This is a genomic window from Paenarthrobacter nitroguajacolicus (assembly GCF_031455195.1).
In the GTDB taxonomy this organism is placed as follows: domain Bacteria; phylum Actinomycetota; class Actinomycetes; order Actinomycetales; family Micrococcaceae; genus Arthrobacter; species Arthrobacter nitroguajacolicus_D.
Genome location: NZ_JAVDSH010000001.1, coordinates 329,932 through 352,821, shown reverse-complemented (window position 1 = coordinate 352,821; position 22,890 = coordinate 329,932). Strand labels below are relative to the sequence as shown.

The window sequence follows — 22,890 nt, the reverse complement described above, 5'->3', positions numbered from 1 at the left end:
ATGTCAACTCTTGAGATCAAGGACCTGCACGTCAGCATTGAGACGGAGCAGGGCACCAAGGAGATCCTGAAGGGCGTCAGCCTGACCATCAAGACCGGTGAGACCCACGCCATCATGGGTCCCAACGGTTCGGGCAAGTCCACCCTCGCCTCCACCATCGCCGGCCACCCGCGTTACACGGTCACCAGCGGCACCATCACCCTGGACGGCGAAGACGTCCTGGAGATGAGCGTCGACGAGCGTGCACGTGCAGGCGTTTTCCTGGCCATGCAGTACCCGGTAGAGGTTCCGGGTGTGACCATGACCAACTTCCTGCGCACCGCCAAGACGGCCATCGACGGCGAAGCGCCGGCCCTTCGCACCTGGACCAAGGACGTCAAGGCAGCGATGCAGCAGCTGCGCATCGACGCTGACTTTGCCCAGCGCAACGTCAACGAAGGCTTCTCAGGTGGCGAGAAGAAGCGCGTCGAGATCCTCCAGTTGGAACTCTTCAAGCCGAAGTTCGCCATCCTCGACGAGACCGACTCCGGCCTTGACGTCGACGCCCTCAAGGTAGTGTCCGAGGGCGTTAACCGCGCGCACGAAGAGGGCAACATGGGCACGCTGCTCATCACCCACTACACGCGTATCCTGCGCTACATCAAGCCTGAATTCGTCCACGTTTTCGTAGACGGCAAGGTTGTTGAGGAAGGCGGCCCCGAGCTCGCCGACCGTCTCGAAGAAGAGGGCTACGACCGCTACGCTCCCGGCGCCGGCGTAGCCGTTGCCCCTGCCGTGCAGGCCTAGTTAGGATCATTCCATGACCGAAATCAACGCGGCGCGCACCAGCCTCGAGGACGTCGAGGAAGCGCTCAAGGACGTCATCGACCCGGAACTTGGCGTCAATGTCGTGGACCTGGGGCTTCTGTACGGGCTCAAGTATTCAGACGAAGACGGCGCGCTCCTGATCGACATGACACTGACAACGGCGGCATGCCCGCTGACGGACGTGCTTGAAGAGCAGGTAGGCAAGTCGCTCGACGGCGTCGTTGATGACTGGCGCCTCAACTGGGTATGGATGCCGCCATGGGGTCCCGAGCGGATCACCGACGACGGCAAGGACCAGATGCGGGCCCTCGGCTTCAACATCTGATCAGCATGTTTCACCCGCTCGCAGCGGGAAAAAGAATGGTTCCGGGCAATGTGCCCGGAACCATTCTTTGTTAACTGCGAAAGTCCTAGGGAGCGGCAACTCCGAAGGTGTCGCACTTGTTGATGTCACCCGTGGTGTAGCCCTGGTAGAACCACTTCTGGCGTTGTGCACTGGAACCGTGCGTCCACGATTCCGGGGATACCCGCCCGGTGGCCGCTTTTTGAATACGGTCATCGCCGACGGCGGAGGCGGCCGACAGGGCGTCCTGCAGGTCCTGCTCGGTCAGGGGATCCAGGAACGGCTTGCCGCTTGCATCGGTTTGCGTTGTGGCGTGCCGGACCCACAATCCTGCGTAGCAGTCGGCTTGCAGTTCCACCCTGACACCACCGGACTGGGGACCCTGCGGGTCCTGCTGTGCCTTATCGAGGTTGCCCAGGATGTTCTGCACATGGTGTCCAAATTCGTGGGCCACCACATACTCCTGCGCCAAGGGGCCGCCGGAGGAGCCGAAGCGGGTCACCAGTTCATCGAAGAATCCGGGATCGAAATAGGCTTTCACGTCGGTGGGGCAGTAGAAAGGACCCACATCCGTGGTTGCTGGGCCGCAACCGGTGTTGGTGGCTTGGTCGAAGATGACAGTCCCCGGGCGCGAATACTGGACGTTGTACTGGGCCAGATAGTTCGGCCAAAACGCATTGAGGCTGTTGACCGTGCCCGTGATCCGGCAATCAAGTCGTTTATCGGCGTCGGCGCCGGTCTGGCACTCCTGGAGGCCCCCCGCGCCTGCGGTGCCACTTTCGATGGCAGGCGGTTGGCTACCGCCGCCTGTCAGATCGCCCAGGATGTTGGGATTGATCCCGAAAAGGGCCAGGAGCAGCACTACGATGCCGCCGCCGATTCCACCACCGATCTTGGTTCCGCGGCCCATTCCGCTGCCACGTCGGTCTTCCACCTGGGAAGGGTCAAGCTGTGCACCGTCATTGAAACTCATACAGTCAGAATAGACGTCACTTTTGGTGCCTGGCGTTGGACACTGCCGTAAAATTGGCTGGATGCCTTTCCTGGACAAACTTCAGCTCTGGGCCGACGAGCGCCCACACGACACCGCCGTCGTTGTGGGAAATGCCGGGCTCACCTGGGCCGGACTCCGCGACGCCGCAGCGGCGCTGCTCGGCACTGCGGCGGCCACCACTGTTCTTGCCGAACCCAACTCGTTGGGTTTCGTGCAACGCTATGCGGCGGCCGTGTCAGGGGAACGGCGGTGCGCTGTGCTGGATCCGCAGTGGCCGCCGCACATGGTCGAGGAAGTCTCGGCGCGCATCCTGGATTCGGGCTCTGCGGAAGGTACGGGGTTGGAAGACGGCGATCCTTCCAGCACGTTCCTTATCGGACTCACCTCGGGGACCACGTCGATCCCGAAGGCCTTCACCCGTTCGCGCAGCTCGTGGCAGGCTTCCTTTGAAGCATCCATAGAGTTCTTTGGCCTCACGGCGTCGGACCGGACGTTGGCCCCAGGCCCGTTGTCAGCCAGCCTTAACCTTTATGCCCTTTCGGAGTGCCTCTATGCAGGATCGGCATTCCACACTCTTGAATCCTTCGATGTGGGTGAGACGCACGCCGCCATCAGCCATGACGGCATTACGCGCCTGGTCCTTGCACCCACCATGCTGCGGTTGCTCAGCGAACGTGGCCTTGCGGGCGACGTCGACGCTTCGGGTCTTCGAAGCATCATCTGCGCGGGGTCGAAGTTGGACGCCCGTACGTTGGAGGCCGCACGGCGTTGGGCCCCCCACGCCGCTATTTACGAGTACTACGGTGCCTCGGAGTTGAGCTTCGTGTCCGGTACCCGGCTGCCCGCGGGCGAGCGGCTCGATGCAGGCGGCACCGGCATTGGCAAGCCGTTCCCGGGCGTGGAACTGCGCATCATGGACGACTCGGGCCGAGCGCTTCCCGACGGTCAACATGGAAATATCAGCGTCCGTAGCGCAATGGTCAGCAACGGCTATCTGTGGGGGGATGACGGGCAGGCCTTGCGGTGCCTGGATGGCTGGTACACCGTGGGCGACCAAGGTTATGTTGAGGACGGGATACTCCACATCCTGGGTCGTCGCTCGGACATGATTCTTACCGCCGGAAAGAACGTCTACCCCCACGAGGTAGAGCTTGCCCTCGCCTCGGTTCCGGGCATCGAAGTGGCCGTCGCTGCCGGGGCGCCTGACGATATCCGCGGACAAAAGGTGATTGCCGGCGTCGTACCTGCCTACGGCGCAGTCACCGCCACGCACCTGCGCACCGGGCTGGACGGGCTGCTGGCGAGAGACAAATGGCCGTTGCAGTTCTTTGTACTTTCGGAGCTGCCCATGACGGACCGGGGCAAAGTCAGCAGGAATGTCCTCCTGGACTGGATCAAGAACCACGACCCGCGGGCGCAGCCCCTTGGCTGACAGAGCTCCAGGAACCATTCGGACGGATGAGTCCCTGCAACCGGTGATCATTGCTGCGCTGCGAACTCCCATTTGCCGTGCGAATGGCCAGGTGAAGCACCTCCGCGCGCCGGACCTCCTGGCCCCGGTGATCCGTTCGCTCGTCGAATCAGTGGGGGCGGACCCTGCCGGGGTAGACGACGTCATCATCGGAAACGCGGTGGGTGGCGGCGGAAATGTGGCTCGCTTCGCCGCGCTCCAGGCCGGGCTGCCAATCTCAGTCCCTGGCCTTACGGTGGACCGGCAGTGCGGCTCGGGACTGGATGCTATTGCACTGGCGTCCCGGCTGGTGGCGGCCGGCGGGGACCCCCTGTATATCGCGGGCGGCGTCGAAAGCATCAGTACCGCTCCCGCCCGGGCCAACAGGAACGACGACGGCGGCCTGGACTTCTACTCGCGGGCCACCTTCGTGCCGGTGGAGTACGGCGACCCGGACATGGGTGTGGCAGCCGAAAATGTGGCACGGGAATGTGGTGTGTCACGGGAAAGGCAGGATGACTACGCACTCCGCAGCCACCAGAGGGCGGTGGAAGCCGCACAGGACGGCAGGTTCGTGGGCGAGATGGTCGCACTGGGCGACGAGGGAACTTTGGTGGCCTGCGACGACGGTCCCCGCCCTTCCCTTCGCGCGCCGATGATGGCTCGTTTCCCTGCCGCCTTCGTAGCCGGAGGAACTGTCACAGCAGGGAATTCGTGCTTCGACGCCGATGGTGCCTCCGCCGTCGTCGTTACCTCCCTGAAGCGTGCACGCGCCATGGGCGCGGAGGACGGCTTGCAGGTGTTGGGTTGCAACACCGCCGGGGTGCATCCGGAACTGCTGGGCGTCGGTGCGGCGAATGCAGCGGAGGGGCTCCTGGCGGGACACGCGGTGGCGCCGGACGATATTGACCTCATCGAATTCAATGAAGCGTTCGCCGCACAGACGATTGCCTGCCTGGACCACATGGGGATCGGGCCCGAACGGGCCAACCTGGACGGCGGAGCTTTGGCGCTGGGCCACGCCTACGGTGCGTCGGGAGCCGTCCTGGTGACTCGCCTTCTGGCCCAGGCGCGCCGGCGGTTCCTGCAGTCGAAGGAGTCGTCTCTGGGGCTCGCAATGATCAGTATCGCCGGCGGCATGGGAACAGCGGCACTGATGCGGTACTCAACGCTCTAGGGTGTCTTCCGGTTCACCCAGGCCGCGGGCAGCCAACGCGTCACCCGTTTGCCGGGCATACGCCACGGTAGTGATGAAGACAGGGAGAACCAGGGCCCGGGGGTTCCGCTCCAGGCCGCGGGCCCGGGCAGAATCGCGCACGTCAGAGAAAGCGCCTGCGATGAACGGAATGCTCCGCAGCATCACGGCGATGGTCAGGGCGAAACGTTCGGGATCGGCCCCGAACCGCCGGAACGGCTTGGCCAGGGAGACCACGCCATCCAAGAGGTCCTGCACCGGGGTAGTGGCCGTCAACACGGAGGCTGCCACCACGCACACCAGAATGTTGAGGACGATGCGGGCCGCCGTGGGCCCTCCCAGTTGCCACCACTGGAACAGTCCGATCACCAGCACAATGGGCGCCACCATCCGGATGGTTCCGGCAAGTCGTCCGAGGCCTGCTCCGCTGAGCAGTAACATGCCGCACACGATGCCGAAGATCAGCAGGGAAACGGCCCAGTCCACAATCAGGAACGATGCCGCCCCGCAGGCAGCCACTACCAGGAACTTCAGCCACAGGGGTGCGCGATGGATGACAGAGTCACCGCGCACATAGTTGGCGATCAGGAAACCATGACCCCTCACCTGGGCACGTCCCCTGTTCTGGTCCCGGACGGGAACCCTTCCAACTCCGCAGCGCACAGCATCCGGTAGTGTGCGACGCCTGCCGCCGCTCCGCCGTCGAACGCTATCCGGCCCGATTCGACAACCAGGACACGGTCCATATCCAGGGCCAGGTCCAAATCGTGGGTGGACATGATGACCTGCTGGTCCAGGCTTGCGATGGTTCGGCGAAGGAGCTCCCGGTTGCGCAGGTCCAGCAGGGTCGATGGTTCGTCGAGGACCAGAACCTTGGGGTCAACGGCCAGAACGGCGGCCAGCGCGAGCAGCTGCCGTTCCCCACCGGACAGTTCGTAGATGCTCTGGTCGGCCAGGCCCAGAAGGCCGAAACGGGCAAGGACAGCTTCGGCCCGGGCTGCGCGCTCTTTGGAGTTCTTGACCGAACGGCGGAGTGAAAGCTCAACGTCTTCGCGGCCCGTCGGCATGACCAGCTGAGACAGGGGATCGGTGAACACGAAGCCCACGTTGCCCCGAACCCGGCGAACATTCGCCACGGTGTCATCGCCGTGGACCGCTACCGTGCCTTCGCTGGGTGTAACCAGGCCATTCAGGAGGCGCAGCAGGGTGGATTTTCCGGAACCGTTGGCACCAATGACGCCAATGCGGCGCTCCGGCAACTCCAGGGAAACGTTGTGCAGGAGGGTCTTGGCAGTGTCGCTGCCGTCGACCGCCACTCGTACCGCGACGCCGTCGAAATGGATGGAATTCATTAACTGATTGTTCACTGCCTACTTGACCCGACGGACCAGGACGTCTGGGAAAGCCTTGTGGATGGCCAGAGCAATGACCACGGCCAGCACGTTCTTGAGGATGTCACCGGGGTAGAAGGCGAGGTCGGCGAGGAAAGCCTTACCAAAGTCCAGCTTGCCGTTGAGCATCATGCCCAGGACACCAAGACCGTGAATGATGACGATACTGCTGACCATGGCGGCGGCGAAGAGCCACAGGCCACGGTGTTTGACCGTACGACGGATAACGACGCCGGCCAGGTAGCCCGTGGCGGCTGCGGCCAAAGGGAAGGCCACAATGTAGCCCGCGGAGGGCGTCGCCAGGATGCCCAACCCGCTGCGGCCGCCGCTGAAGATGGGCAAACCTGCCAAGCCGAGCAGGACATAGAGCCCGACGGCGGCAAAACCGCGTCCAGCGCCCAACACCAGTCCGCTGAGCATCACGGTGAGGGTCACCAAGGTGATCGGAACCCCCAAGGTTCCCACCGGGATACCGGGGACGATCGAGGAGGCCGCGACGAGCGCTGCGAAGACGGCGATAAGGCCGATGTCGGTAGCGGTCCAACGTCGACGGGCAGGTGTGACGGTGCGCGTGGCTGTGGCAGAGGCGGTCTGGCTCATGAAGGATCCAATCAAGTGTGATGTGGTGCGGTGCGTGCGGAACTTTCCCCTGCTTTCGAGGGTACGGAGGCCAGGGAACCCCCATTTTGGAGCCTTCCCACAACGCACGCCGCGGATTCTTTGCAGGGTGCCCCAAAATTTCCGTTCACGGGCCGATGCCAGTCCGCAGCCGGGGTGCCGGTAGACTTGGACAGGCTGTTCTCACAGCCACCCCGCCGCAGCTGTCAGGCCCCGCACCTGACCGGGCCCACCGGTCCCCGCAGGCGTTCCCCATTGAAAGGCATCACCCGAATTGATTACCGTCCAGGACCTTGAACTCCGCGCTGGCGCACGCCTGCTCATGGACCAGGTTAACTTCCGGGTGGACAAAGGGGACAAGATTGGACTCGTCGGGCGCAACGGTGCCGGCAAAACCACTCTTACCCGCGTCCTCGCAGGCGAAGGACTCCCCGCTGGTGGCAAAGTAACCCGCAGCGGCGAGATCGGCTACCTGCCACAGGACCCGCGGACCCCTGACATGGAGCAACTCGCCCGCGACCGCATCCTCTCCGCCCGCGGCTTGGACGTCGTGGTTGGCAAGCTTAAGAAAGCACACGAGGACATGGCCAGCGAGGACGCCGCCGTCCAGCGTAAAGCCATGGGCCGGTACGACCGCCTCGAAGCAGAGTTCCTGGCAGGCGGCGGTTACGCAGCCGAAGCCGAAGCAGCTGCAATCTCCTCGAACCTGGCGCTGCCGGACCGGCTCCTGAACCAGCCGTTGAAGACCCTCTCCGGTGGCCAGCGCCGCCGTGTGGAACTGGCACGGATCCTATACTCGGACGCGGAAACCCTGCTTCTGGACGAACCCACCAACCACTTGGACGCCGACTCCATCACTTGGCTTCGTGACTTCCTGAAGAACCACCAGGGCGGCCTGATCGTCATCAGCCACGACACCGACCTGCTCGAAGCCACTGTCAACAAGGTCTACCTCCTTGACGCCAACCGCGCCCAGATCGACTACTACAACATGGACTGGAAGCGCTACCTGCTCCAACGCGAAACGGACGAACGCGCCCGCAAGCGCGAGCGTGCCAACGCAGAAAAGAAGGCCCAGGTCCTCATCGACCAGGCCAACAAGATGCGGGCAAAGGCCACCAAGGCAGTGGCAGCCCAGAACATGGCCAAGCGTGCCGAGCGGCTCCTGAGCGGCTTGGAAGCTGTCCGCGAAAACGACCGCGTAGCAGCACTGCGCTTCCCGGACCCTTCACCCTGCGGCAAAACCCCCCTCACGGCCGAAGGGCTCAGCAAGTCCTACGGCTCGTTGGAAATCTTCACCGACGTGGACCTTGCCATCGACCGTGGCTCCAAGGTGGTCATCCTGGGCCTCAACGGCGCAGGCAAAACCACCCTGCTGCGCATGCTCGCCGGCGTCGACAAGCCCGACACCGGCGACATCATCCCCGGCCACGGACTCAAGGTGGGCTACTACGCCCAGGAACACGAAACCCTCGACGTCGACCGCACTGTCCTCGAAAACATGCGTTCTTCGGCGCCGGACATGAAAGACGCCGAGGTCCGCGGCATCCTCGGTTCGTTCCTGTTTTCGGGCGACGACGTCGACAAGCCCGCAGGCGTGCTCTCCGGTGGAGAAAAGACCCGCCTGGCCCTCGCCACCATTGTGGCCTCCAGCGCCAACGTACTGCTGCTTGACGAACCCACCAACAACCTGGACCCGGCCAGCCGCGCCGAAATCCTGGGCGCGCTCAAGAACTACAGCGGTGCCGTTGTCATGGTCAGCCACGACGAAGGTGCAGTTTCGGCACTGAACCCGGAACGCGTGGTGCTGCTTCCTGATGGCGTTGAGGACCACTGGAACGAGGACTACCTGGATCTCATTACGCTGGCTTGAGCCCCGCTTGGCCGTCCGCGGCCTAGCGGACCTGTAAAGGTTCGGCGTCGGTGATGCGCGCCAGCTCTTCGTAGCTGATGGAGAACATGGAGTTGTGGTCTCCGGCTCCTGCCCAGAGCAGTGGGTATTCCCGCAGCGAAGTGTCCAGGATGGTTCGGAGTTTCTTAGGGTGGCCCACTGGGGCTACACCTCCTACTTCCTGGCCGGTGTGTTCCAGTACGAAGTCCGGCGATGCCCGGCGGATCCTTCCGGTTCCCAGCTGATCTGCCACCAGCGTTGTATCGACTCGTGCGGCACCGCTGGCAAGGATGAGCAGGGGAGCGCCGTCGAGCTCGAAGATCAGGCTGTTGGTGATCGCGGCGACCTCGCACCCCAGGACCGACGCAGCTGCGGCCGCCGTCGGAACCTTGTCCTCAAAGATTTGCACCGTGTCCGAAACTCCGGCGGCAGTCAGGGCTGACTTTACGTTCAGTACAGGATCCGGAATCATTCAGTAGCCTTGGGCATCAAGGATCGCGTCTTCCTCTTCTTCGGACGTGGGCCGCTTGTTCTTGCGCACCGCGGGGGTCCGGGGCTTGGGTGTCCCGCCGGCAGCAATGATCCCTTCGTCCTCTTCTTCTTCCGCGTCAATGGCCGCGTTGCGGGCCTGCTGCCGTGCGGCGTAGCCGAAACCGATGAACATCAGCACACCGAAAGCGAACCACTGCAGGGAGTAGGAAAGGTGCGTGCCCTCTTCCGTGGCCGGCTTCGGGAACGGGGTGGGCATCGGTTGCACCGCGGGATCCTCGCTGGCCAACTGCCCGTACGCTCCGGTGGCGATGGGGTAGGGCAATTCTTTGGCGAAGCTGGCAAGGTCGATTGAAGCGAGTTGCCCATCCACGGCACCGCGGTCAAGCTTCGGCTCGGCAGGTTTCAGTCGGGCCACTACGGTCACTTCGCCCGCCGGAGGGGCTGGCACTACATCGGGGCGGCCTGGAGTGTTGTTGCCGATCGGCAACCAGCCGCGGTCAATGACCACCGACTCGCCGGTGGTGAGCCGGAAGGGAACCACGACGTCGTAGCCCGGCTGGCCGTTCAGCGGACGGTTACGTACAACACGCTGGCCGTCCAGGTCGTAGCTGCCCCGCAGCTGGACCTGCGTCCATTCCCGTTCTGGGTCCAGGGTGTGGAACTGGTCGCTGATTTCCGTAAAAGGGATGGGGGTCGCTGAATAATTGCTGACCACGCGGTTGATCTCTGCAAGAGTCTCGGCCCGGCGGTCCATCTGCCAGCGGCCCAGGAAAACGCACGCGGTGGCGAAGATCACGGCCAGGACAAAGTACCCCAGCCATTTGCTGGAGAAAAGGAAACGGTACATTCAGCCGGCCTCGTTCGCAGGGTCCTCGTCGGCCACGAACGGCACGCTTTCCTTCCAGAGGCCCCGGGTTTGAAGGTAGTCCTCCAGCCACTCCCGGTGGTCGCCGCAGGAGAGCCACACTTTCCGCCGCTCTGCTGTATGGATGCGTGGGTTGTTCCATAGAAGCTGCCACTCGGCGCCGGCCCGGCAACCCTTCCGTGAGCATGTCACCGGCCCCGCGGCCTGCCGGGATTCCTGGCCTGAAAGGCCGGGGTTGCCGAGGCTAAAGATATTCATGAAGTCGCCTGTTCATCGCCGGATTTCCCGGCCTCGCTTGCTTGGCCACGGGTGTGTTCCGCAGGGCTGGCCGATGGTTCGTCATCCACCAGTTCGCCTTGGAGCACGGTTGGCGTGTCCGCGGATTCATCCTCCGCAGGTTGGGACGGTTTTTCGATTTCCGGTACTGCCACGTAATCCAGCAGGGATTCGCTGTGGTCCTCGGCCTTGTCGCTGCCGTTGGCGATGACCACCGCAATCCAGGGAAGGAAGACAGCACCCGCGATCGCGATGATCTTGAACCAACCGTCCACGACGAAGATCAAGATGATGCAGACCATGCGGATGCCCATGGCGATCGCATACTTGATCATGCGCTGACGCATGTCCTCGGAGTGGGCAGCTGCCGCATCGGTGATGCTGTGGACTTCGGGGTCACCGGAAACAGCGTCCGGGTCTCCGGGCACTTGCTGTAGGGGACTGCTTCCTGTGGTCACAGTTGAATCATCACGCTCCAAAGGCCTCTTCCAATTCTCTCACCAAGCCGGTAGCGGCCCAAACCGCGGACGGCCCTTGTTGCCCGCCGGTTGCTGCGCACGGCGGATAAGATCAACAAAGGAAAATCCCTGTCGCAGCGGCACCGAATGCCGCGGAACCTGGAGCACATGTATGTCTGAAGCAGTATCTGCCCCCCGCAGCGTCCTCATCACCGGCGGCAACCGCGGCATCGGCCTGGCCATCGCGGAATCGTTCCTCGCCAACGGTGACAAGGTCGCCGTCACCTACCGCAGTGAAACAGAACTGCCTGAAGGAATCCTGGGCGTCAAAGCCGATGTGACCGATGAGGCGTCGATCGATGCTGCATTCAAGATCGTCGAGGAAGCCCACGGTCCCGTGGAGGTCCTGGTGGCGAATGCCGGGATCACCAAGGACACCCTTCTGCTCCGCATGAGCGAGGAGGACTTCACGTCGGTCCTGGACACAAACCTCACGGGCGCATTCCGCGTCATCAAGCGGGCGTCCAAGGGCATGATCCGGCTGCGGAAAGGCCGCGTGGTCCTTATTTCGTCGGTGTCCGGGCTCTACGGTGCACCTGGCCAGATTAACTACTCCGCCTCCAAAGCCGGCATGGTGGGCATCGCGCGGTCACTGACCCGTGAACTCGGCAGCCGCGGGATCACGGCGAACGTAGTGGCTCCGGGATTCATCAACACGGACATGACTGCCGAACTGCCCGAAGAAACACAGAAGTCGTATCTGGCCAACGTTCCGGCCGGTCGCTTCGCGGAGGCATCCGAAGTAGCCGACGTCGTTCGCTGGGTAGCCAGCGACGAAGCCGCCTACATCTCCGGCGCTGTCATCCCGGTCGACGGCGGACTGGGAATGGGCCACTAGCCTGCAGGACTGTTTTTGTCCGGGGACGACAAAGGATTTGGTCCTTGCCACTGGCAAGATGGAATCCGAGCCCACGGAATTTGGATGAAGTGAACAAAAGGAGCACGAATGGGAACGCTGGATAACAAGACCGCGATCGTCACGGGGTCATCCCGTGGAATCGGCGCGGAAGTTGCCAAGATCCTCGCCGGCGAGGGTGCCGCCGTCGTCGTCAACTACCGCCAAAAGGCACCTCGCGCCAACAAGGTTGTAGCTGACATCCAGGCAGCGGGCGGCCGCGCGGCCGCTGTAGGAGCGGACCTCACCACTGACGAAGGCGTACACGCACTGGCCAGCACGGCCATGGAGGAGTTCGGCTCGCTGGACGTCCTGGTGCTCAACGCTTCGGGCGGCATGGAGTCCGGCATGGAGGAAGGGTACGCGCTCAAACTGAACCGCGACGCCCAGGTCAACATGCTCAACGCCGCCGTGCCGCTGATGCCGGAGGGCTCGCGCGTCGTCTTCGTGACCAGCCATCAGGCCCACTTTGTGGAGACCGTGCCCACCATGCCCGAATACGAACCCGTCGCCAAGAGCAAGCGCGCCGGCGAGGACGCCCTGCGTGCCCTCCTGCCGAACCTGGCAGACAAGGGCATCTCCTTGGTGGTCGTTTCAGGTGACATGATCGAAGGAACAGTGACGGCCACCCTGCTGGACCGCTCCAACCCGGGCGCCATCGAAGCTCGCCGCGCCGAAGCCGGAAAGCTCTACTCCGTGCAGGAGTTCGCGGCCGAGGTCGCCAAAATGGTTACCGCCGACGTCGAATCGGGACACACTGAGTACGTCGGAGGCTCGGACTACTTCAGCAAGTCAGCCGAGTAGCAGTACACCGCTTCACACGGAACGGCCCGGGACATTGTCCCGGGCCGTTCCGCTTTAACTCCGCAGCTGCTTGCGGGAAGAAACTCTGCCTGATGACAATTGCATAAATATTGATCAGAATTCCGTCACGAAATAGCGGCAAGTGTTTCTTGTTTCTACTTTTGCATTTACCCCTCCCGTCTGATTGACTCTGCAAGGTGCCACCTTTCTGGCCCATCATCAATGCGCACGCCCAAAACCGCTCGACTCACAGGTTGCGGCTCATACAGGAGTTTCTTTGGACTTATTACTGCATGCAGATGACATCCATGCGTCCTATGAACAACGGCAAATCCTCAAGGGCGTCAGCCTTTCGCTGAATCGCGGCGAAATTCTCGGCATGATTGGGACCAACGGTGCCGGAAAAACAACGCTCATGGGCGTCCTGGCAGGATCCCATCAGCACCATGCCGGCCACATCATGTTGGCGGGGGAGAAGTATCGGCCCGAATCGACAGAGGAAGCGCGAGCCTGCGGCGTCGGGCTCATCCCTCAGAACTTCCGGCTGGATCCGGACCTGACCATCGCGAAGGCAATCTTTCGCGGTACTTTCCAGGCCGGCAGGCCCCATGAGGAACTCCGCGGCCGCGCAGCTGAACTGATCCGTGACATAGGTGTCACCATGGATCCGGACGCCAAGGTGGGCACCCTGATCCGGGCCGAGCAGGCGCTCGTGGAAGTTCTCAGGATGGTTGCCGAAGAAGCCCAACTGGTCATCATGGATGAGGTTGCCGCTTCACTTCCGGATCACGATGTTGCGGTCCTGCATCAGGTACTGCGCATGCTGACCAGGCAGGGCCGTGCGATTATCTACATCACGCATCGCCTGGATGAGGTCCGCTCCATCGCCCACCGCATCGCCATACTGAGGGACGGAAGGGTCCACAAAGTGCTGGAAGCCAGCCAGACCGACGTCGACGAGCTAGCGTTCCTGCTGCTTCAACACCGGCTCGAAGGCAATGCCAGGCCCGCCGACCGGACCAACGCAGAAGAGGCTTTGCGCGTGGTGGACCTCAGCGTGGGTGACGCTGTTCGGGGAGTGTCCTTTGACGTCTCCAAAGGGGAGTTCTTTGGCTTGGTGGGAACACATCGCTCAGGCGTCTACCAGCTGATCGAGGCCCTGGTTGGCGTTCATCCGAGCACGTCCGGCGAGATCCGCGTGCAGGGTGAGCGCGTTGAGATCCGCGGGACCCAGGACGCGTCGAGACTGAAAATCGGCTATTTGTCAGACACGGCCGAATCGTCGGCGCCCGACGCGAGCATCACGGAGGGGCTTCAGCACGGGCGCGCAGCAACCGGAGGCCTGGAGGACGAGATCGCCGCGTTGCGGAGCGTGGTTGAGGTGGTTCGCCGCATGCGCATCAACACCACAAACATCCATGGCGCCTTGAACACACTTTCCGGAGGTGACCGGCAGAAGGTACAGCTGGCCAAATGGATGACTGCCGGGTGTGATGTGCTGATTCTCAGCCATCCCAGTCGCGGCATCGACATCGGTGCCAAGGAAGTCGTTTACAGGATGCTCAACGAACTTAGCGAGCTCGGCGTTGCGATCATCCTATTGTCGTCGGACTTGTCGGAGTTGGTTAGCTGGTGCCACCGGATTGGGGTGATGCGCGATGGGGAGCTCGTCACCATCGAGGCCAATGCCAACACGAACGAGGACGTCCTGGTCCATCACATGTTGGGCGTGAAGTTTGAGTCAGGCACCGGAGATGCGCGGCGGGTGAGGACCTGACCCCAGCTGCTTCTCGACGGTCGTTGCTGACGAAGAAAAGGACGGTCGCGGTGCGGCCGTCCTTTTCCGTGAAAACGCAGGACCTAGATGCTGACGCCCTTGGAGATGCTGCTGAGCTTGTGGCGTGCCAGGGCCAGGTTCGCGTAGGTGCGATCGAGCACCAAATACACGAAGAGGCCTTTGGATCCTTCGGAGTTCAGGACGTTGATCAGATGGTACTGGGTACCCAGGGTGATGAGGATGTCTTCGATGTTGCTGTCGAGCTTCAGGTCCGCCATGGTGCGCAGCTTGGAACTGACCACGTTGGAGTTACCAGCTGCGGCCACTCCGAGGTCGAAGCCGGGATTTCCGCCCTGTGCCAGGGCCATCCCGCTTGAGTAGTCAACGATGGCCGCACCCGTAGCGCCCTCTATGGACAGCAGTTGCTTTATGGCGTCGTCAAGTGAGCTCATAATGGATTCTTCCTGTTCTGTTTCGTCATGGCCGGAATCCGTGAAGTAGATGGTTCGGGTCTCCTGATAGAGAGGCGTTCCGCTGGAAAATACAGGCTCAAACACCTCCGTAGCGGCGGGCTGGGCACCGTGGGGTTCCACCTCGAGGATTTCATGAAGGGGTGTCAGAGTTTCTTCGGCGGAAAGATACATCAATTCCGCCGTATCCAGACCGTCATGGCGTTTCCACCATTTCCATGTGCGCCCTGAACGGTCCACCGCCTGCTCCTGCACTTCCTTCATCCCGGACCGCTAATGCATAACGGATTACCTTTTGAAGTTCCCATCCTCACACACGAAAATGTCCAGGCATATTTCTGCATGCCATATAAAGCAATTGAATGACAATTCGATAAATAACCGATAATTTACCGTCACGAAATACGATGCAGCCCCACTTATGCGCTTTCGGGGACATGGCACATTAGGACAGAAGCCCGGGAGGAATACGCCTGGCTAGACGTTGGCGATGTGCCTGACGGCATCCAGATAGGGCATGTTGACGGCGGCGTCCGCAACGGCACGGACAGCCGGCTTGGCATTGAAGGCAATGCCAATCCCGGCCGCACCCAGCATGTCCAGATCGTTGGCACCATCACCCACGGCAATGGTGTGCTCCAGGCTGATGCCCTCCGCAGCCGCCCATTCGCGCAGGTACTTCTCCTTGGCAGCACGATCAATAACGGCACCGAGTACCTTGCCGGTCAATGCGCCGTCGACAATTTCCAGCTCGTTGGCGATCCAATAATCCAGGCCCAACCCTTCCGCAATCGGTCCCAGGATCTGGTTGAACCCACCTGACACCACGGCCACAGTGTGGCCGGCCGCCTTGAACGCTGCTACCAGTTCTCCGGCACCGAGGCTGAGGCGAACCTCTTCCCGGACGGAATCGACGACGGCGGCCGGCAGCCCGGCGAGTACGGCAACGCGGGCGTGGAGGCTCTGGGCGAAGTCGAGTTCGCCCCGCATGGCCGCCTCGGTGACGGCAGCGACTTCTTCCCGCTTGCCGGCGTGCGCGGCCAGGAGCTCGATGACTTCCTGTTGGATCAAGGTGGAGTCGACATCCATGATGAGGAGCTTGCGCGCGGCCTGCCGGAGCCCTTCGGGAACAATGGCTGTATCCACTCCGGGGCGTGCTGCCTCAGCTACCTTGCGCCGAACGCCGGCGAGGTCCGGAGCCGCGTCCGTGGCAGGTGTGAGCTCCGCCGTGTGAACTGCAAAGCGCTCATCCGCGGAGTGTGATTCCGACGACACTGCGACGCCGGCACCGGCCAATGCGTGCCGGACGTTGTCGAGGGATTCGGGGGTCAAGTTCACGCCGTAGCTGACCGCAGCCAAGTTCGAAGTCATGGCCCCAATCCTACTGAGGGCGCCGCATGCACCCGAATTCGTTTCGTGTCACTGAGCACATGCCGCAACCGGTTATCAGTCATGTGGATTTTTGTCCTAGTGTCTACTGCTATGAGTGATGTTCTGGAATTGGCTTCCGTCAGCGTTGTCCGAGGCAAGAAGACCCTGCTGGACAAGGTGGACTGGCAGGTCAACGAAGGCGAACGCTGGGTTATCCTGGGCCCCAACGGTGCCGGCAAGACGACCCTGCTCCAGATTGCTGCAGCGCGGCTGCATCCCAGCAGCGGCCAAGCCGGAATTCTCGACGAAGTCCTTGGCCGCGTCGATGTCTTTGAACTGCGCCCCCGGATCGGTTTGTCGTCGGCAGCACTCGCAACCCAGATTCCGGAACACGAGAACGTGCTGAACGTCGTGGTCACGGCCGCCTATGGCGTCACCGGGCGGTGGCGCGAAGGTTACGAACGCGACGACGAACGTCGCGCCTTCAGCCTCCTTAACGACTGGGGGATGGGCCCGCTGCTTAACCGCACCTTTGCCACCTTGTCCGAGGGGGAGCGCAAGCGCGTCCAGATCGCCCGGGCCCTCATGACTGATCCCGAGCTGCTTCTCCTGGACGAACCGGCGGCCGGCCTGGATGTGGGGGGCCGCGAAGAACTCGTCCACAAGCTCGGCGAGCTCGCCAGCGACGAGGATGCCCCCGCCATGGTCCTGGTGACCCACCACCTTGAAGAAGTACCGCCCGGATTCACCCACGCCATGCTCCTGCGCGAAGGCGGCGTTGTGGCCGCAGGTTCCATCAAGGAAGTGCTGACGGACGAACACCTGAGCGACACCTTCGGACTGGCCCTGAACGTGACTGAAAACGCTGGCCGCTACACGGCCGTCGCCCGCCGATAGACGGACTCGAAATTACTGTGGACATTTTTAACGACATCCTTGTCTTCTTCGCGGGCTTGTGGGCCGGAACCATCAATGCGGTGGTCGGCTCCGGCACGTTGGTGACCTTCCCCGTACTCATCGCCATTGGCGTGACGCCTGTTGTTGCCTCCATGAGCAATGCGATGGGCCTGGTGGCGGGCAACGCCGCAGGCGCATGGGGCTACCGGCGCGAACTTGCCGGCCGCGGCAGGCAGCTGATGAAGCTGTTGCCGGCCTCTTTGCTGGGCGGTATCACCGGAGCCTGGCTGCTGCTGCACCTGCCGGAGAAGGTGTTCCACTTCGTTGCCCCCGTGTTGCTGGTGGTGGCCCTGCTGATGGTGGTCTTCCAGCCCAAACTGCAGGCTTGGGTGCGCAGCAGGGAAGAGAACCCTGAGCATGCCATCCGCGATCGAAGCCACGGCATCCTGCTGGTGGTCCTCGTGTACCTTGCCGGTGTCTATGGAGGCTACTTCGTCGCAGCCCAGGGGATCCTCCTGGTGGGAATCCTGGGGGTCTTCCTCTCCGGAACCATGCAAAACGCGAATGCAATGAAGAACATCCTGGTGCTGGGCGTCAACATGGTTGCCGCCGTTTCCTACCTGATTTTCGCCTTTGACCGCATCGAGTGGTTCTTTGTCCTCCTCATTGCCGTGAGCTCCACCATCGGTGGCCTCATCGGTTCGAAAGTGGGGCGGAAGCTTTCCCCGAAAGTCCTGCGGGCCGTCATTTTCGCGCTCGGAATTGTTGCACTGGGCTTCATGATCGCCAACCTGCTGAAATAAGCTCCCGTGACCTTCCACCACCTTGAGTCCGCGGACGACCCACGCGTCACGGACTACACCACCCTCACCGATGTCCACCTTCGCAAACTCCGCGAGCCGGAGGAAGGCATGTACATCGCCGAGTCCTCCCGGGTCCTCCGCCGGGCCCTGGCCGCTGGACACCAGCCCCGCTCCTTCTTCCTCGCCGAGAAGTGGGTGGCGGACCTCGACGACGTCTTCCAGCAATATCCCGACGTACCGGTGTTTATCGGTAAGGCTTCCCTGCTGGAAGAGATCACCGGATTCCACCTGCACCGCGGAGCGATGGCAGCCATGCACCGGCCGGCACCCGTTCCGCTGGAGGTGCTCCTCGCGAACGCACAGCGGGTTGCTGTGCTGGAGGACATCGTGGACCACACCAACGTAGGAGCCATCTTCCGTTCCGCTGCGGCGCTGGGTGTCGACGCCGTCCTGGTCTCGCCCAGGTGCGGTGATCCGCTGTACAGGCGCAGCGTGCGCGTCAGCATGGGCACGGTCTTCCAGGTCCCGTGGGCGCGCTTGGAAAGCTGGCCGGATGACTTGTCCCGTCTGAAGGAACAGGGCTTCACGGTGGCCGCCATGGAGCTGACGGAGGATGCGGTAGACCTCGACGATCTGGCCGCACGGCAGATCCCCAAACTTGCTCTGGTCCTTGGTACCGAAGGTGCTGGCATGAGCGAGGACACGCTCGCCGCCGTCGACCTCGCCGTCAAGATCCCGATGCGGGCTGGTGTCGATTCACTCAACGTAGCCGCGGCCTCGGCGGTGGCGTTCTGGGAACTCCGTCCGCGGGACTAAAGCCGGTTCGTATGGCATGGACGTTTCCGCTATGATTGGTTGTTGGCCCAGCCGCTGGAATATTCACTTTCCAGTCACGGACCACCTCCATTCATACCTGGCAGCTGGCAAAATCCAGTTGCGTGAACAAAAGGTCCCATTATGAAGTCTGATATCCACCCGAAGTACGAAGCTGTTGTCTTCAACGACCTGGCCTCCGGTACGCAGTTCCTGACCAAGTCCACCGTGTCTTCCTCGAAGACCATCGAGTGGGAAGACGGTAACACCTACCCGGTTATCGACGTCGAAATCTCTTCGGAGTCCCACCCGTTCTACACGGGCAAGCAGCGCATCATGGACTCCGCTGGCCGCGTCGAGCGCTTCAACGCTCGCTTCAAGGGCTTCGGCGGCAAGAAGTAACCACTTCACCCCAAGTCTTTACAAAGGCCCGTATTGCTGGAATTCCGGCAATGCGGGCTTTTGCGTTTTCCGGCAAGATGGACAGCATGACTTCCCAGCCCACTCCTGAAACCCAGAATTACGACGACGACACCCGCCTACACGGCGAATATAAGGTTCCCGGCGGAAAACTGGTGGTGGTGGACCTTGAAGTGGCGAACGGACGCTTCGCGAACGTCTCCTTGAGTGGAGACTTCTTCCTGGAGCCCGATGAGGCCCTGCAGGACATCAACCGGGCGTTGACGGGACTTCCGGATCAGTCAACAGCCGCAGACATTGCCGCGGCAGTAACCGCGGACCTGCCTGAGGGCGCCGTTTTGTTCGGCTTCTCCGCGGAAGCCGTGGCCATAACCGTTCGACGGGCTTTGTCCAAGGCCACGGGCTGGTCCGACCACCACTGGGAAGTCATCCCGCCGACTGTCCTGCCAACCGAGGTCAACGTGGCCTTGGACGAAGTCCTCACTGAGGAAGTCGGTGCGGGGCTGCGGAACCCCACGCTGCGGTTTTGGGACTGGGAAGAACCCTCCGTTGTCATTGGCAGCTTCCAGTCCGTGCGGAACGAAGTGGACCCAGACGGAGTGGCCCGTCATGGCATCACCGTGGTGCGCAGGATCAGCGGCGGGGGAGCCATGTTCATGGAGGCCGGAAACTGCATTACGTATTCGCTGTACCTGCCGCAGACCCTGGTGGACGGAATCAGTTTCGCGGACTCCTATGCGTTCCTGGACTCCTGGGTCATGGCCGCGCTGGAGAAGCTCGGGATCAACGCTTTCTACGTCCCGCTCAACGACATCGCAACGGACCAGGGAAAGATCGGCGGTGCGGCGCAGAAGCGGCTTGCCAACGGCGGCATGCTCCATCACGTCACCATGAGCTACGACATCGACGCCGACAAAATGGTGGACGTCCTGCGTATCGGCAAGGAGAAGCTATCGGACAAGGGAACCCGCAGTGCCAAGAAGCGCGTGGACCCTCTGCGTCGCCAGACCGGCCTGGCCCGATCCGCAATCCTCAAGGCCATGCAGGACGTCTTTATGGAGCGCTATGGTGCAGTCGAGTCCCGGCTCAGTGAAGCGGAACTTGCTGAGGCCGGAAAGCGGGTCGACGCGAAATTCGGCACAGACGAATGGCTGAACCGCGTTCCCTGACAGTGTCTTTCCCGGCCAGTCCTAACCGTTGGCTGCCTGAGCAGTCAACGCCCGCAACAAGTGGCTGCGCTGTTCGATAATGATGCGCCGCAACGCACGCGGAGCGTCACCATGTTCCGCCAGCCATTCGTCGGTGCGGAGCACCACCGGGTGCCGGGCAGGTTCCATGCCGTCGCCAAGATCCTGGGCGGCCGGGAACAGTCCGCGGACAATCCTTCCGGCAATTTCAATGCTTCGCTCTGCCCACACCTTTTCAAGGCAATCGAAATACGGTTCCACGTAGGGTTCCAACAGGGCAGCCGGGGCCGTGGCGAAGCCCGCAATGGTCGCGCTCAGGATTTCATTGGAGAGTCCGGTGCCGAGGACTGCCGAGTCCCACGCTGCGGCCTTCACCGAGGGGTCGGGACGGGCCGCAGAGGCAAGAGCATGGCCTTCCCTTCCTGAGGCTGTCTTGTCGGCTTCAAGCTCCCGGTCGAGCTCAGCTTGCGACGCCTGTCCGTGGGCTGCCAGGGCCTGCCACAGGCTCCAGCGCAGTTCTGCGTCGACTGCGAGTCCGTCAATGACAACGCTGCCGTCAAGGACGCTGCGCAGCAGGGAGAGCTCAGTGTCGCCATGCCGCGAGACATCCGCGAGTGTCCTGGCCCAGGCAAGTTGCTGATCCGACCCCGCTGGCGCAGCCTTCAGCTGCGCGGCAGCGACGGCCAGGAAGTCCTTACGGACACCATCCCGCGTCGCAGTGGGCACAAAGCGTCCAATGGCGGTGGAAGCGTTGCCCAGGACGTTGAGCAGGACGCCGATGCCGTCTTCGGCCGGGGCAAACTGTTCCACTGCGGCAACATACCGGGCTCCGGGGGTGACGCCATCGCGCGCCGAATCCCACAGAGCGGTCCAGCACAGCGCGCGCGCCATGGGGTCATGGATCTTGTCCAGCGACGTCCTGACCGTGTGTTCAGATCCAGGATCGAGCCTGACCTTTGCATAGCTCAGGTCGTCATCGTTAACCAGCAGCAGGGCTGGCCGGGGTTTCGCGTTCAGTTCGGCCACCAGCGTGCTAGGACCGTCCACGTCGAGTTCGATGCTTTCGGTCCTGACAAGGACACCGTTTGAGTCGGGATCGTACAAGCCCAGCCGCATGCGGTGGGGGCGGAGTTCCTGGTGCCCGGTTATGGGGTCGATCGCGTCCTGTCGAAGCGTCACCGCACCCAGTAATCCGTCGTCTTCGACAATCTCGGCCGAGATGGTGGAGATTCCGGACGTTTGCAGCCATTGACGTGCCCAACCGGCCAAGTCCCGTCCCGATGCCGCACCAAGGGCTTCCAGGAGGTCCTTCAGGGAAGTGTTGCCGTAGGCGTGATCGCGGAAGTACTGCCGTGAGCCGGCGATGAAGGCGTCGAAGCCAACGTAGGCGACCAACTGTTTCAGGACCGACGCGCCCTTTGCATACGTAATGCCGTCGAAGTTCTGCTTGGCCGCCTCAAGGTCAGGAATGTCGGCGACGATCGGATGGGTGGTGGGCAACTGGTCCTGCAGGTACGCCCATGCCTTGCGTTTGCTGGCGAAGTTCACCCAGGCCGACTCCCAGTCAGTAGCGCGATCCACGCCCAACGTTCCCATGTAGTCAGCGAATGACTCCTTGAGCCAGAGGTCGTCCCACCAGTTCATGGTGACGAGGTCACCGAACCACATGTGGGCCATCTCGTGCATCAGGGTGTTGGCGCGTCCCTGGTACTGGGCGTCGGTGGCCCGCGAGGCGTAGACATACTTCTCTGTGAAGGTGACCAGTCCGGGATTTTCCATGGCCCCGAGGTTGTATTCGGGCACGAACGCCTGATCGTACTTGCCCCAAGGGTAGGGATAGTCGAAGAGTGCGTTAAAGAACTCCAGCCCGTTCTTGGTCAAGCGGAACAGTTCGTCGGCATCGAAAGCGCCCGCCAAAGAGGCGCGGCAGTAGAGTGCCAGCGGCACCTCAAGCCGGGTGCCGCCGTCGAGCGTTGCTCCCCAATGGTCCGTCGCTTTGAAGTAGGGCCCGGCAAGCACGGTGGTGATGTAGGTGGACATCCGCTTGGTGGTTTCGAAGTCCCATTGGACGGCTTTGGGGTCATCCGTCAACGGCGTTCGCGCGGTCTCCGCCCCATTGGACGCGACCTCCCAGCCTGCTGGGGCGATAACGCGGAAGGTGAATTCGGCTTTGAGGTCGGGCTGTTCGAAGTTGGCGAAGACGCGGCGGCTGTCTGCTGGTTCGTACTGGGTGTATAGGTAGCACTGCCCGTCAGCAGGGTCCACGAAGCGGTGCATTCCTTCCCCGGAACGGCTGTAGAGCGCTGTTCCGGCCACCGTCACCTGGTTGTCGGCCGCGAGGTCTTCCAGGATGACCCGGTCCCGGTCCACCACCGCGTCGATGTCCAAGGCCCGGCCGTTCAGCACCACCGACTGCACGCCGCCACTGATGAAATCCAGGAACGTGGCAGAGCCGGGCTCGGCGGAGAACGTGATGGTGCTGGTGCTCGGGTAGCCGGCGACTGCGGGATCTGCCGCGTCGCGGACATCGAGGGTGACGTCGTAGCTGTGGGTGGTGATCAGGGCTGAACGGGAGGCGGCTTCATCGCGCGACAGATTGTGATTCGACACACG

Annotated in this window: 24 protein-coding genes; 13 read left to right on the top strand and 11 right to left on the bottom strand. The window is 62.4% G+C overall.

Features of this window, described 5'->3' with window-relative positions; translation table 11 throughout:
- Together sufC and J2Y68_RS01670 are read left to right on the top strand one after the other, a co-directional pair.
- Entirely contained in the window at positions 1–786 is a 786-nt protein-coding gene (gene sufC / locus J2Y68_RS01675; RefSeq protein ID WP_257368127.1) for a Fe-S cluster assembly ATPase SufC, read from the top strand.
- A 13-nt stretch (positions 787–799) separates the two neighbouring features.
- A complete protein-coding gene (locus J2Y68_RS01670) occupies positions 800–1,132 on the top strand; it encodes a metal-sulfur cluster assembly factor (protein ID WP_018777579.1) in 333 nt (110 codons plus the stop codon).
- 85 nt (positions 1,133–1,217) lie between these two features.
- Here the strand turns inward: J2Y68_RS01670 and ypfJ are convergent, their stop codons facing one another.
- Positions 1,218–2,123 carry a KPN_02809 family neutral zinc metallopeptidase gene (gene ypfJ, locus J2Y68_RS01665; protein WP_309988881.1) on the bottom strand — a complete coding sequence of 302 codons (906 nt, stop codon included), beginning with the start codon at positions 2,121–2,123 and terminating at the stop codon, positions 1,218–1,220.
- 61 nt (positions 2,124–2,184) lie between these two features.
- Between ypfJ and J2Y68_RS01660 the strand changes: the two genes are divergently transcribed.
- Both J2Y68_RS01660 and J2Y68_RS01655 read left to right on the top strand, forming a co-directional pair.
- Complete coding sequence (locus J2Y68_RS01660; protein WP_309988878.1) at positions 2,185–3,576, top strand: class I adenylate-forming enzyme family protein; 1,392 nt, start codon at positions 2,185–2,187, stop codon at positions 3,574–3,576.
- Complete coding sequence (locus tag J2Y68_RS01655; protein ID WP_397334634.1) at positions 3,521–4,771, top strand: thiolase family protein; 1,251 nt, start codon at positions 3,521–3,523, stop codon at positions 4,769–4,771. The genes J2Y68_RS01660 and J2Y68_RS01655 overlap by 56 nt, the downstream gene beginning before the upstream one ends.
- Here the strand turns inward: J2Y68_RS01655 and J2Y68_RS01650 are convergent.
- The 3 genes from J2Y68_RS01650 to J2Y68_RS01640 are packed head-to-tail and all read right to left on the bottom strand — an operon-like array spanning position 4,760 to position 6,780.
- Complete coding sequence (locus tag J2Y68_RS01650; RefSeq protein WP_309988876.1) at positions 4,760–5,395, bottom strand: energy-coupling factor transporter transmembrane component T family protein; 636 nt, start codon at positions 5,393–5,395, stop codon at positions 4,760–4,762. The two genes, J2Y68_RS01655 and J2Y68_RS01650, sit on opposite strands and share 12 nt — an antisense overlap.
- Positions 5,392–6,141, bottom strand: coding sequence for an energy-coupling factor ABC transporter ATP-binding protein (locus J2Y68_RS01645; RefSeq protein WP_309988873.1), 750 nt, complete (start codon positions 6,139–6,141; stop codon positions 5,392–5,394). The genes J2Y68_RS01650 and J2Y68_RS01645 overlap by 4 nt, the downstream gene beginning before the upstream one ends.
- Before the next feature lie 18 nt (positions 6,142–6,159).
- On the bottom strand, positions 6,160–6,780 hold the full coding sequence (locus J2Y68_RS01640) for a biotin transporter BioY (RefSeq protein WP_309988870.1): 621 nt from the start codon (positions 6,778–6,780) through the stop codon (positions 6,160–6,162).
- A 292-nt stretch (positions 6,781–7,072) separates the two neighbouring features.
- Between J2Y68_RS01640 and J2Y68_RS01635 the strand changes: the two genes are divergently transcribed.
- The gene (locus tag J2Y68_RS01635; protein WP_211712652.1) at positions 7,073–8,671 is read left to right on the top strand and encodes an ABC-F family ATP-binding cassette domain-containing protein; all 1,599 of its coding nucleotides are present in this window, start codon (positions 7,073–7,075) and stop codon (positions 8,669–8,671) included.
- A 22-nt stretch (positions 8,672–8,693) separates the two neighbouring features.
- Here J2Y68_RS01635 and J2Y68_RS01630 read toward each other — a convergent pair whose 3' ends face one another.
- The 4 genes from J2Y68_RS01630 to J2Y68_RS01615 are packed head-to-tail and all read right to left on the bottom strand — an operon-like array spanning position 8,694 to position 10,801.
- Entirely contained in the window at positions 8,694–9,161 is a 468-nt protein-coding gene (locus J2Y68_RS01630) for a YbaK/EbsC family protein (RefSeq protein ID WP_309988868.1), read from the bottom strand.
- Complete coding sequence (locus J2Y68_RS01625; RefSeq protein ID WP_309988866.1) at positions 9,162–10,028, bottom strand: SURF1 family cytochrome oxidase biogenesis protein; 867 nt, start codon at positions 10,026–10,028, stop codon at positions 9,162–9,164. It lies immediately after the preceding gene.
- On the bottom strand, positions 10,029–10,304 hold the full coding sequence (locus J2Y68_RS01620; protein ID WP_309988863.1) for a hypothetical protein: 276 nt from the start codon (positions 10,302–10,304) through the stop codon (positions 10,029–10,031).
- On the bottom strand, positions 10,301–10,801 hold the full coding sequence (locus J2Y68_RS01615; protein ID WP_309988859.1) for a DUF3099 domain-containing protein: 501 nt from the start codon (positions 10,799–10,801) through the stop codon (positions 10,301–10,303). The genes J2Y68_RS01620 and J2Y68_RS01615 overlap by 4 nt, the downstream gene beginning before the upstream one ends.
- 151 nt (positions 10,802–10,952) lie before the next feature.
- Between J2Y68_RS01615 and J2Y68_RS01610 the strand changes: the two genes are divergently transcribed.
- The 3 genes from J2Y68_RS01610 (at position 10,953) to J2Y68_RS01600 (ending at position 14,316) form a co-directional block, all read left to right on the top strand.
- A complete protein-coding gene (locus J2Y68_RS01610) occupies positions 10,953–11,678 on the top strand; it encodes a beta-ketoacyl-ACP reductase (RefSeq protein WP_257368117.1) in 726 nt (241 codons plus the stop codon).
- Positions 11,679–11,786: 108 nt separating this feature from the next.
- Entirely contained in the window at positions 11,787–12,539 is a 753-nt protein-coding gene (locus J2Y68_RS01605) for an SDR family oxidoreductase (RefSeq protein ID WP_211712658.1), read from the top strand.
- A gap of 277 nt (positions 12,540–12,816) precedes the next feature.
- Positions 12,817–14,316, top strand: a complete 1,500-nt coding sequence (locus tag J2Y68_RS01600) for a sugar ABC transporter ATP-binding protein (RefSeq protein ID WP_309988854.1) — start codon at positions 12,817–12,819, stop codon at positions 14,314–14,316.
- 83 nt (positions 14,317–14,399) lie between these two features.
- Here the strand turns inward: J2Y68_RS01600 and J2Y68_RS01595 are convergent, their stop codons facing one another.
- Together J2Y68_RS01595 and serB are read right to left on the bottom strand one after the other, a co-directional pair.
- On the bottom strand, positions 14,400–15,050 hold the full coding sequence (locus tag J2Y68_RS01595; RefSeq protein WP_309988852.1) for a hypothetical protein: 651 nt from the start codon (positions 15,048–15,050) through the stop codon (positions 14,400–14,402).
- 213 nt (positions 15,051–15,263) lie between these two features.
- Positions 15,264–16,157: a phosphoserine phosphatase SerB gene (gene serB, locus J2Y68_RS01590; protein WP_309988849.1), complete on the bottom strand. Its 894-nt coding sequence runs from the start codon at positions 16,155–16,157 to the stop codon at positions 15,264–15,266.
- Positions 16,158–16,268: 111 nt separating this feature from the next.
- Between serB and J2Y68_RS01585 the strand changes: the two genes are divergently transcribed.
- The 5 genes from J2Y68_RS01585 to J2Y68_RS01565 all read left to right on the top strand — a co-directional run bounded on the left by J2Y68_RS01585 (position 16,269) and on the right by J2Y68_RS01565 (position 20,259).
- A complete protein-coding gene (locus tag J2Y68_RS01585) occupies positions 16,269–17,054 on the top strand; it encodes an ABC transporter ATP-binding protein (RefSeq protein WP_309988846.1) in 786 nt (261 codons plus the stop codon).
- Positions 17,055–17,071: 17 nt separating this feature from the next.
- Positions 17,072–17,857, top strand: coding sequence for a sulfite exporter TauE/SafE family protein (locus J2Y68_RS01580; protein WP_309988840.1), 786 nt, complete (start codon positions 17,072–17,074; stop codon positions 17,855–17,857).
- 6 nt (positions 17,858–17,863) lie between these two features.
- A complete protein-coding gene (locus J2Y68_RS01575) occupies positions 17,864–18,673 on the top strand; it encodes a TrmH family RNA methyltransferase (RefSeq protein ID WP_309988838.1) in 810 nt (269 codons plus the stop codon).
- 141 nt (positions 18,674–18,814) lie between these two features.
- Entirely contained in the window at positions 18,815–19,072 is a 258-nt protein-coding gene (locus tag J2Y68_RS01570; protein WP_017200906.1) for a type B 50S ribosomal protein L31, read from the top strand.
- An 86-nt stretch (positions 19,073–19,158) separates the two neighbouring features.
- Entirely contained in the window at positions 19,159–20,259 is a 1,101-nt protein-coding gene (locus tag J2Y68_RS01565) for a lipoate--protein ligase family protein (protein ID WP_309988834.1), read from the top strand.
- Between the two features lie 21 nt (positions 20,260–20,280).
- Here the strand turns inward: J2Y68_RS01565 and pepN are convergent, their stop codons facing one another.
- Positions 20,281–22,887 carry an aminopeptidase N gene (gene pepN, locus J2Y68_RS01560; protein WP_309988831.1) on the bottom strand — a complete coding sequence of 869 codons (2,607 nt, stop codon included), beginning with the start codon at positions 22,885–22,887 and terminating at the stop codon, positions 20,281–20,283.
- Between the last annotated feature and the right edge of the window lie 3 nt (positions 22,888–22,890).

Excerpts from the sequence above, each read along its gene's own strand:
- J2Y68_RS01625 (WP_309988866.1), bottom strand. The coding sequence starts at position 10,028 with ATGTACCGTTTCCTTTTCTCCAGCAAATGGCTGGGGTACTTTGTCCTG.
- J2Y68_RS01670 (WP_018777579.1), top strand. The coding sequence starts at position 800 with ATGACCGAAATCAACGCGGCGCGCACCAGCCTCGAGGACGTCGAGGAA.
- J2Y68_RS01630 (WP_309988868.1), bottom strand. The coding sequence starts at position 9,161 with ATGATTCCGGATCCTGTACTGAACGTAAAGTCAGCCCTGACTGCCGCC.
- J2Y68_RS01640 (WP_309988870.1), bottom strand. The coding sequence starts at position 6,780 with ATGAGCCAGACCGCCTCTGCCACAGCCACGCGCACCGTCACACCTGCC.
- sufC (WP_257368127.1), top strand. The coding sequence starts at position 1 with ATGTCAACTCTTGAGATCAAGGACCTGCACGTCAGCATTGAGACGGAG.
- J2Y68_RS01620 (WP_309988863.1), bottom strand. The coding sequence starts at position 10,304 with ATGAATATCTTTAGCCTCGGCAACCCCGGCCTTTCAGGCCAGGAATCC.
- J2Y68_RS01660 (WP_309988878.1), top strand. The coding sequence starts at position 2,185 with ATGCCTTTCCTGGACAAACTTCAGCTCTGGGCCGACGAGCGCCCACAC.
- ypfJ (WP_309988881.1), bottom strand. The coding sequence starts at position 2,123 with ATGAGTTTCAATGACGGTGCACAGCTTGACCCTTCCCAGGTGGAAGAC.
- J2Y68_RS01565 (WP_309988834.1), top strand. The coding sequence starts at position 19,159 with ATGACTTCCCAGCCCACTCCTGAAACCCAGAATTACGACGACGACACC.
- J2Y68_RS01645 (WP_309988873.1), bottom strand. The coding sequence starts at position 6,141 with ATGAATTCCATCCATTTCGACGGCGTCGCGGTACGAGTGGCGGTCGAC.
- J2Y68_RS01585 (WP_309988846.1), top strand. The coding sequence starts at position 16,269 with ATGAGTGATGTTCTGGAATTGGCTTCCGTCAGCGTTGTCCGAGGCAAG.
- J2Y68_RS01595 (WP_309988852.1), bottom strand. The coding sequence starts at position 15,050 with ATGAAGGAAGTGCAGGAGCAGGCGGTGGACCGTTCAGGGCGCACATGG.
- J2Y68_RS01605 (WP_211712658.1), top strand. The coding sequence starts at position 11,787 with ATGGGAACGCTGGATAACAAGACCGCGATCGTCACGGGGTCATCCCGT.
- serB (WP_309988849.1), bottom strand. The coding sequence starts at position 16,157 with ATGACTTCGAACTTGGCTGCGGTCAGCTACGGCGTGAACTTGACCCCC.
- J2Y68_RS01610 (WP_257368117.1), top strand. The coding sequence starts at position 10,953 with ATGTCTGAAGCAGTATCTGCCCCCCGCAGCGTCCTCATCACCGGCGGC.
- J2Y68_RS01655 (WP_397334634.1), top strand. The coding sequence starts at position 3,521 with ATGTCCTCCTGGACTGGATCAAGAACCACGACCCGCGGGCGCAGCCCC.
- J2Y68_RS01570 (WP_017200906.1), top strand. The coding sequence starts at position 18,815 with ATGAAGTCTGATATCCACCCGAAGTACGAAGCTGTTGTCTTCAACGAC.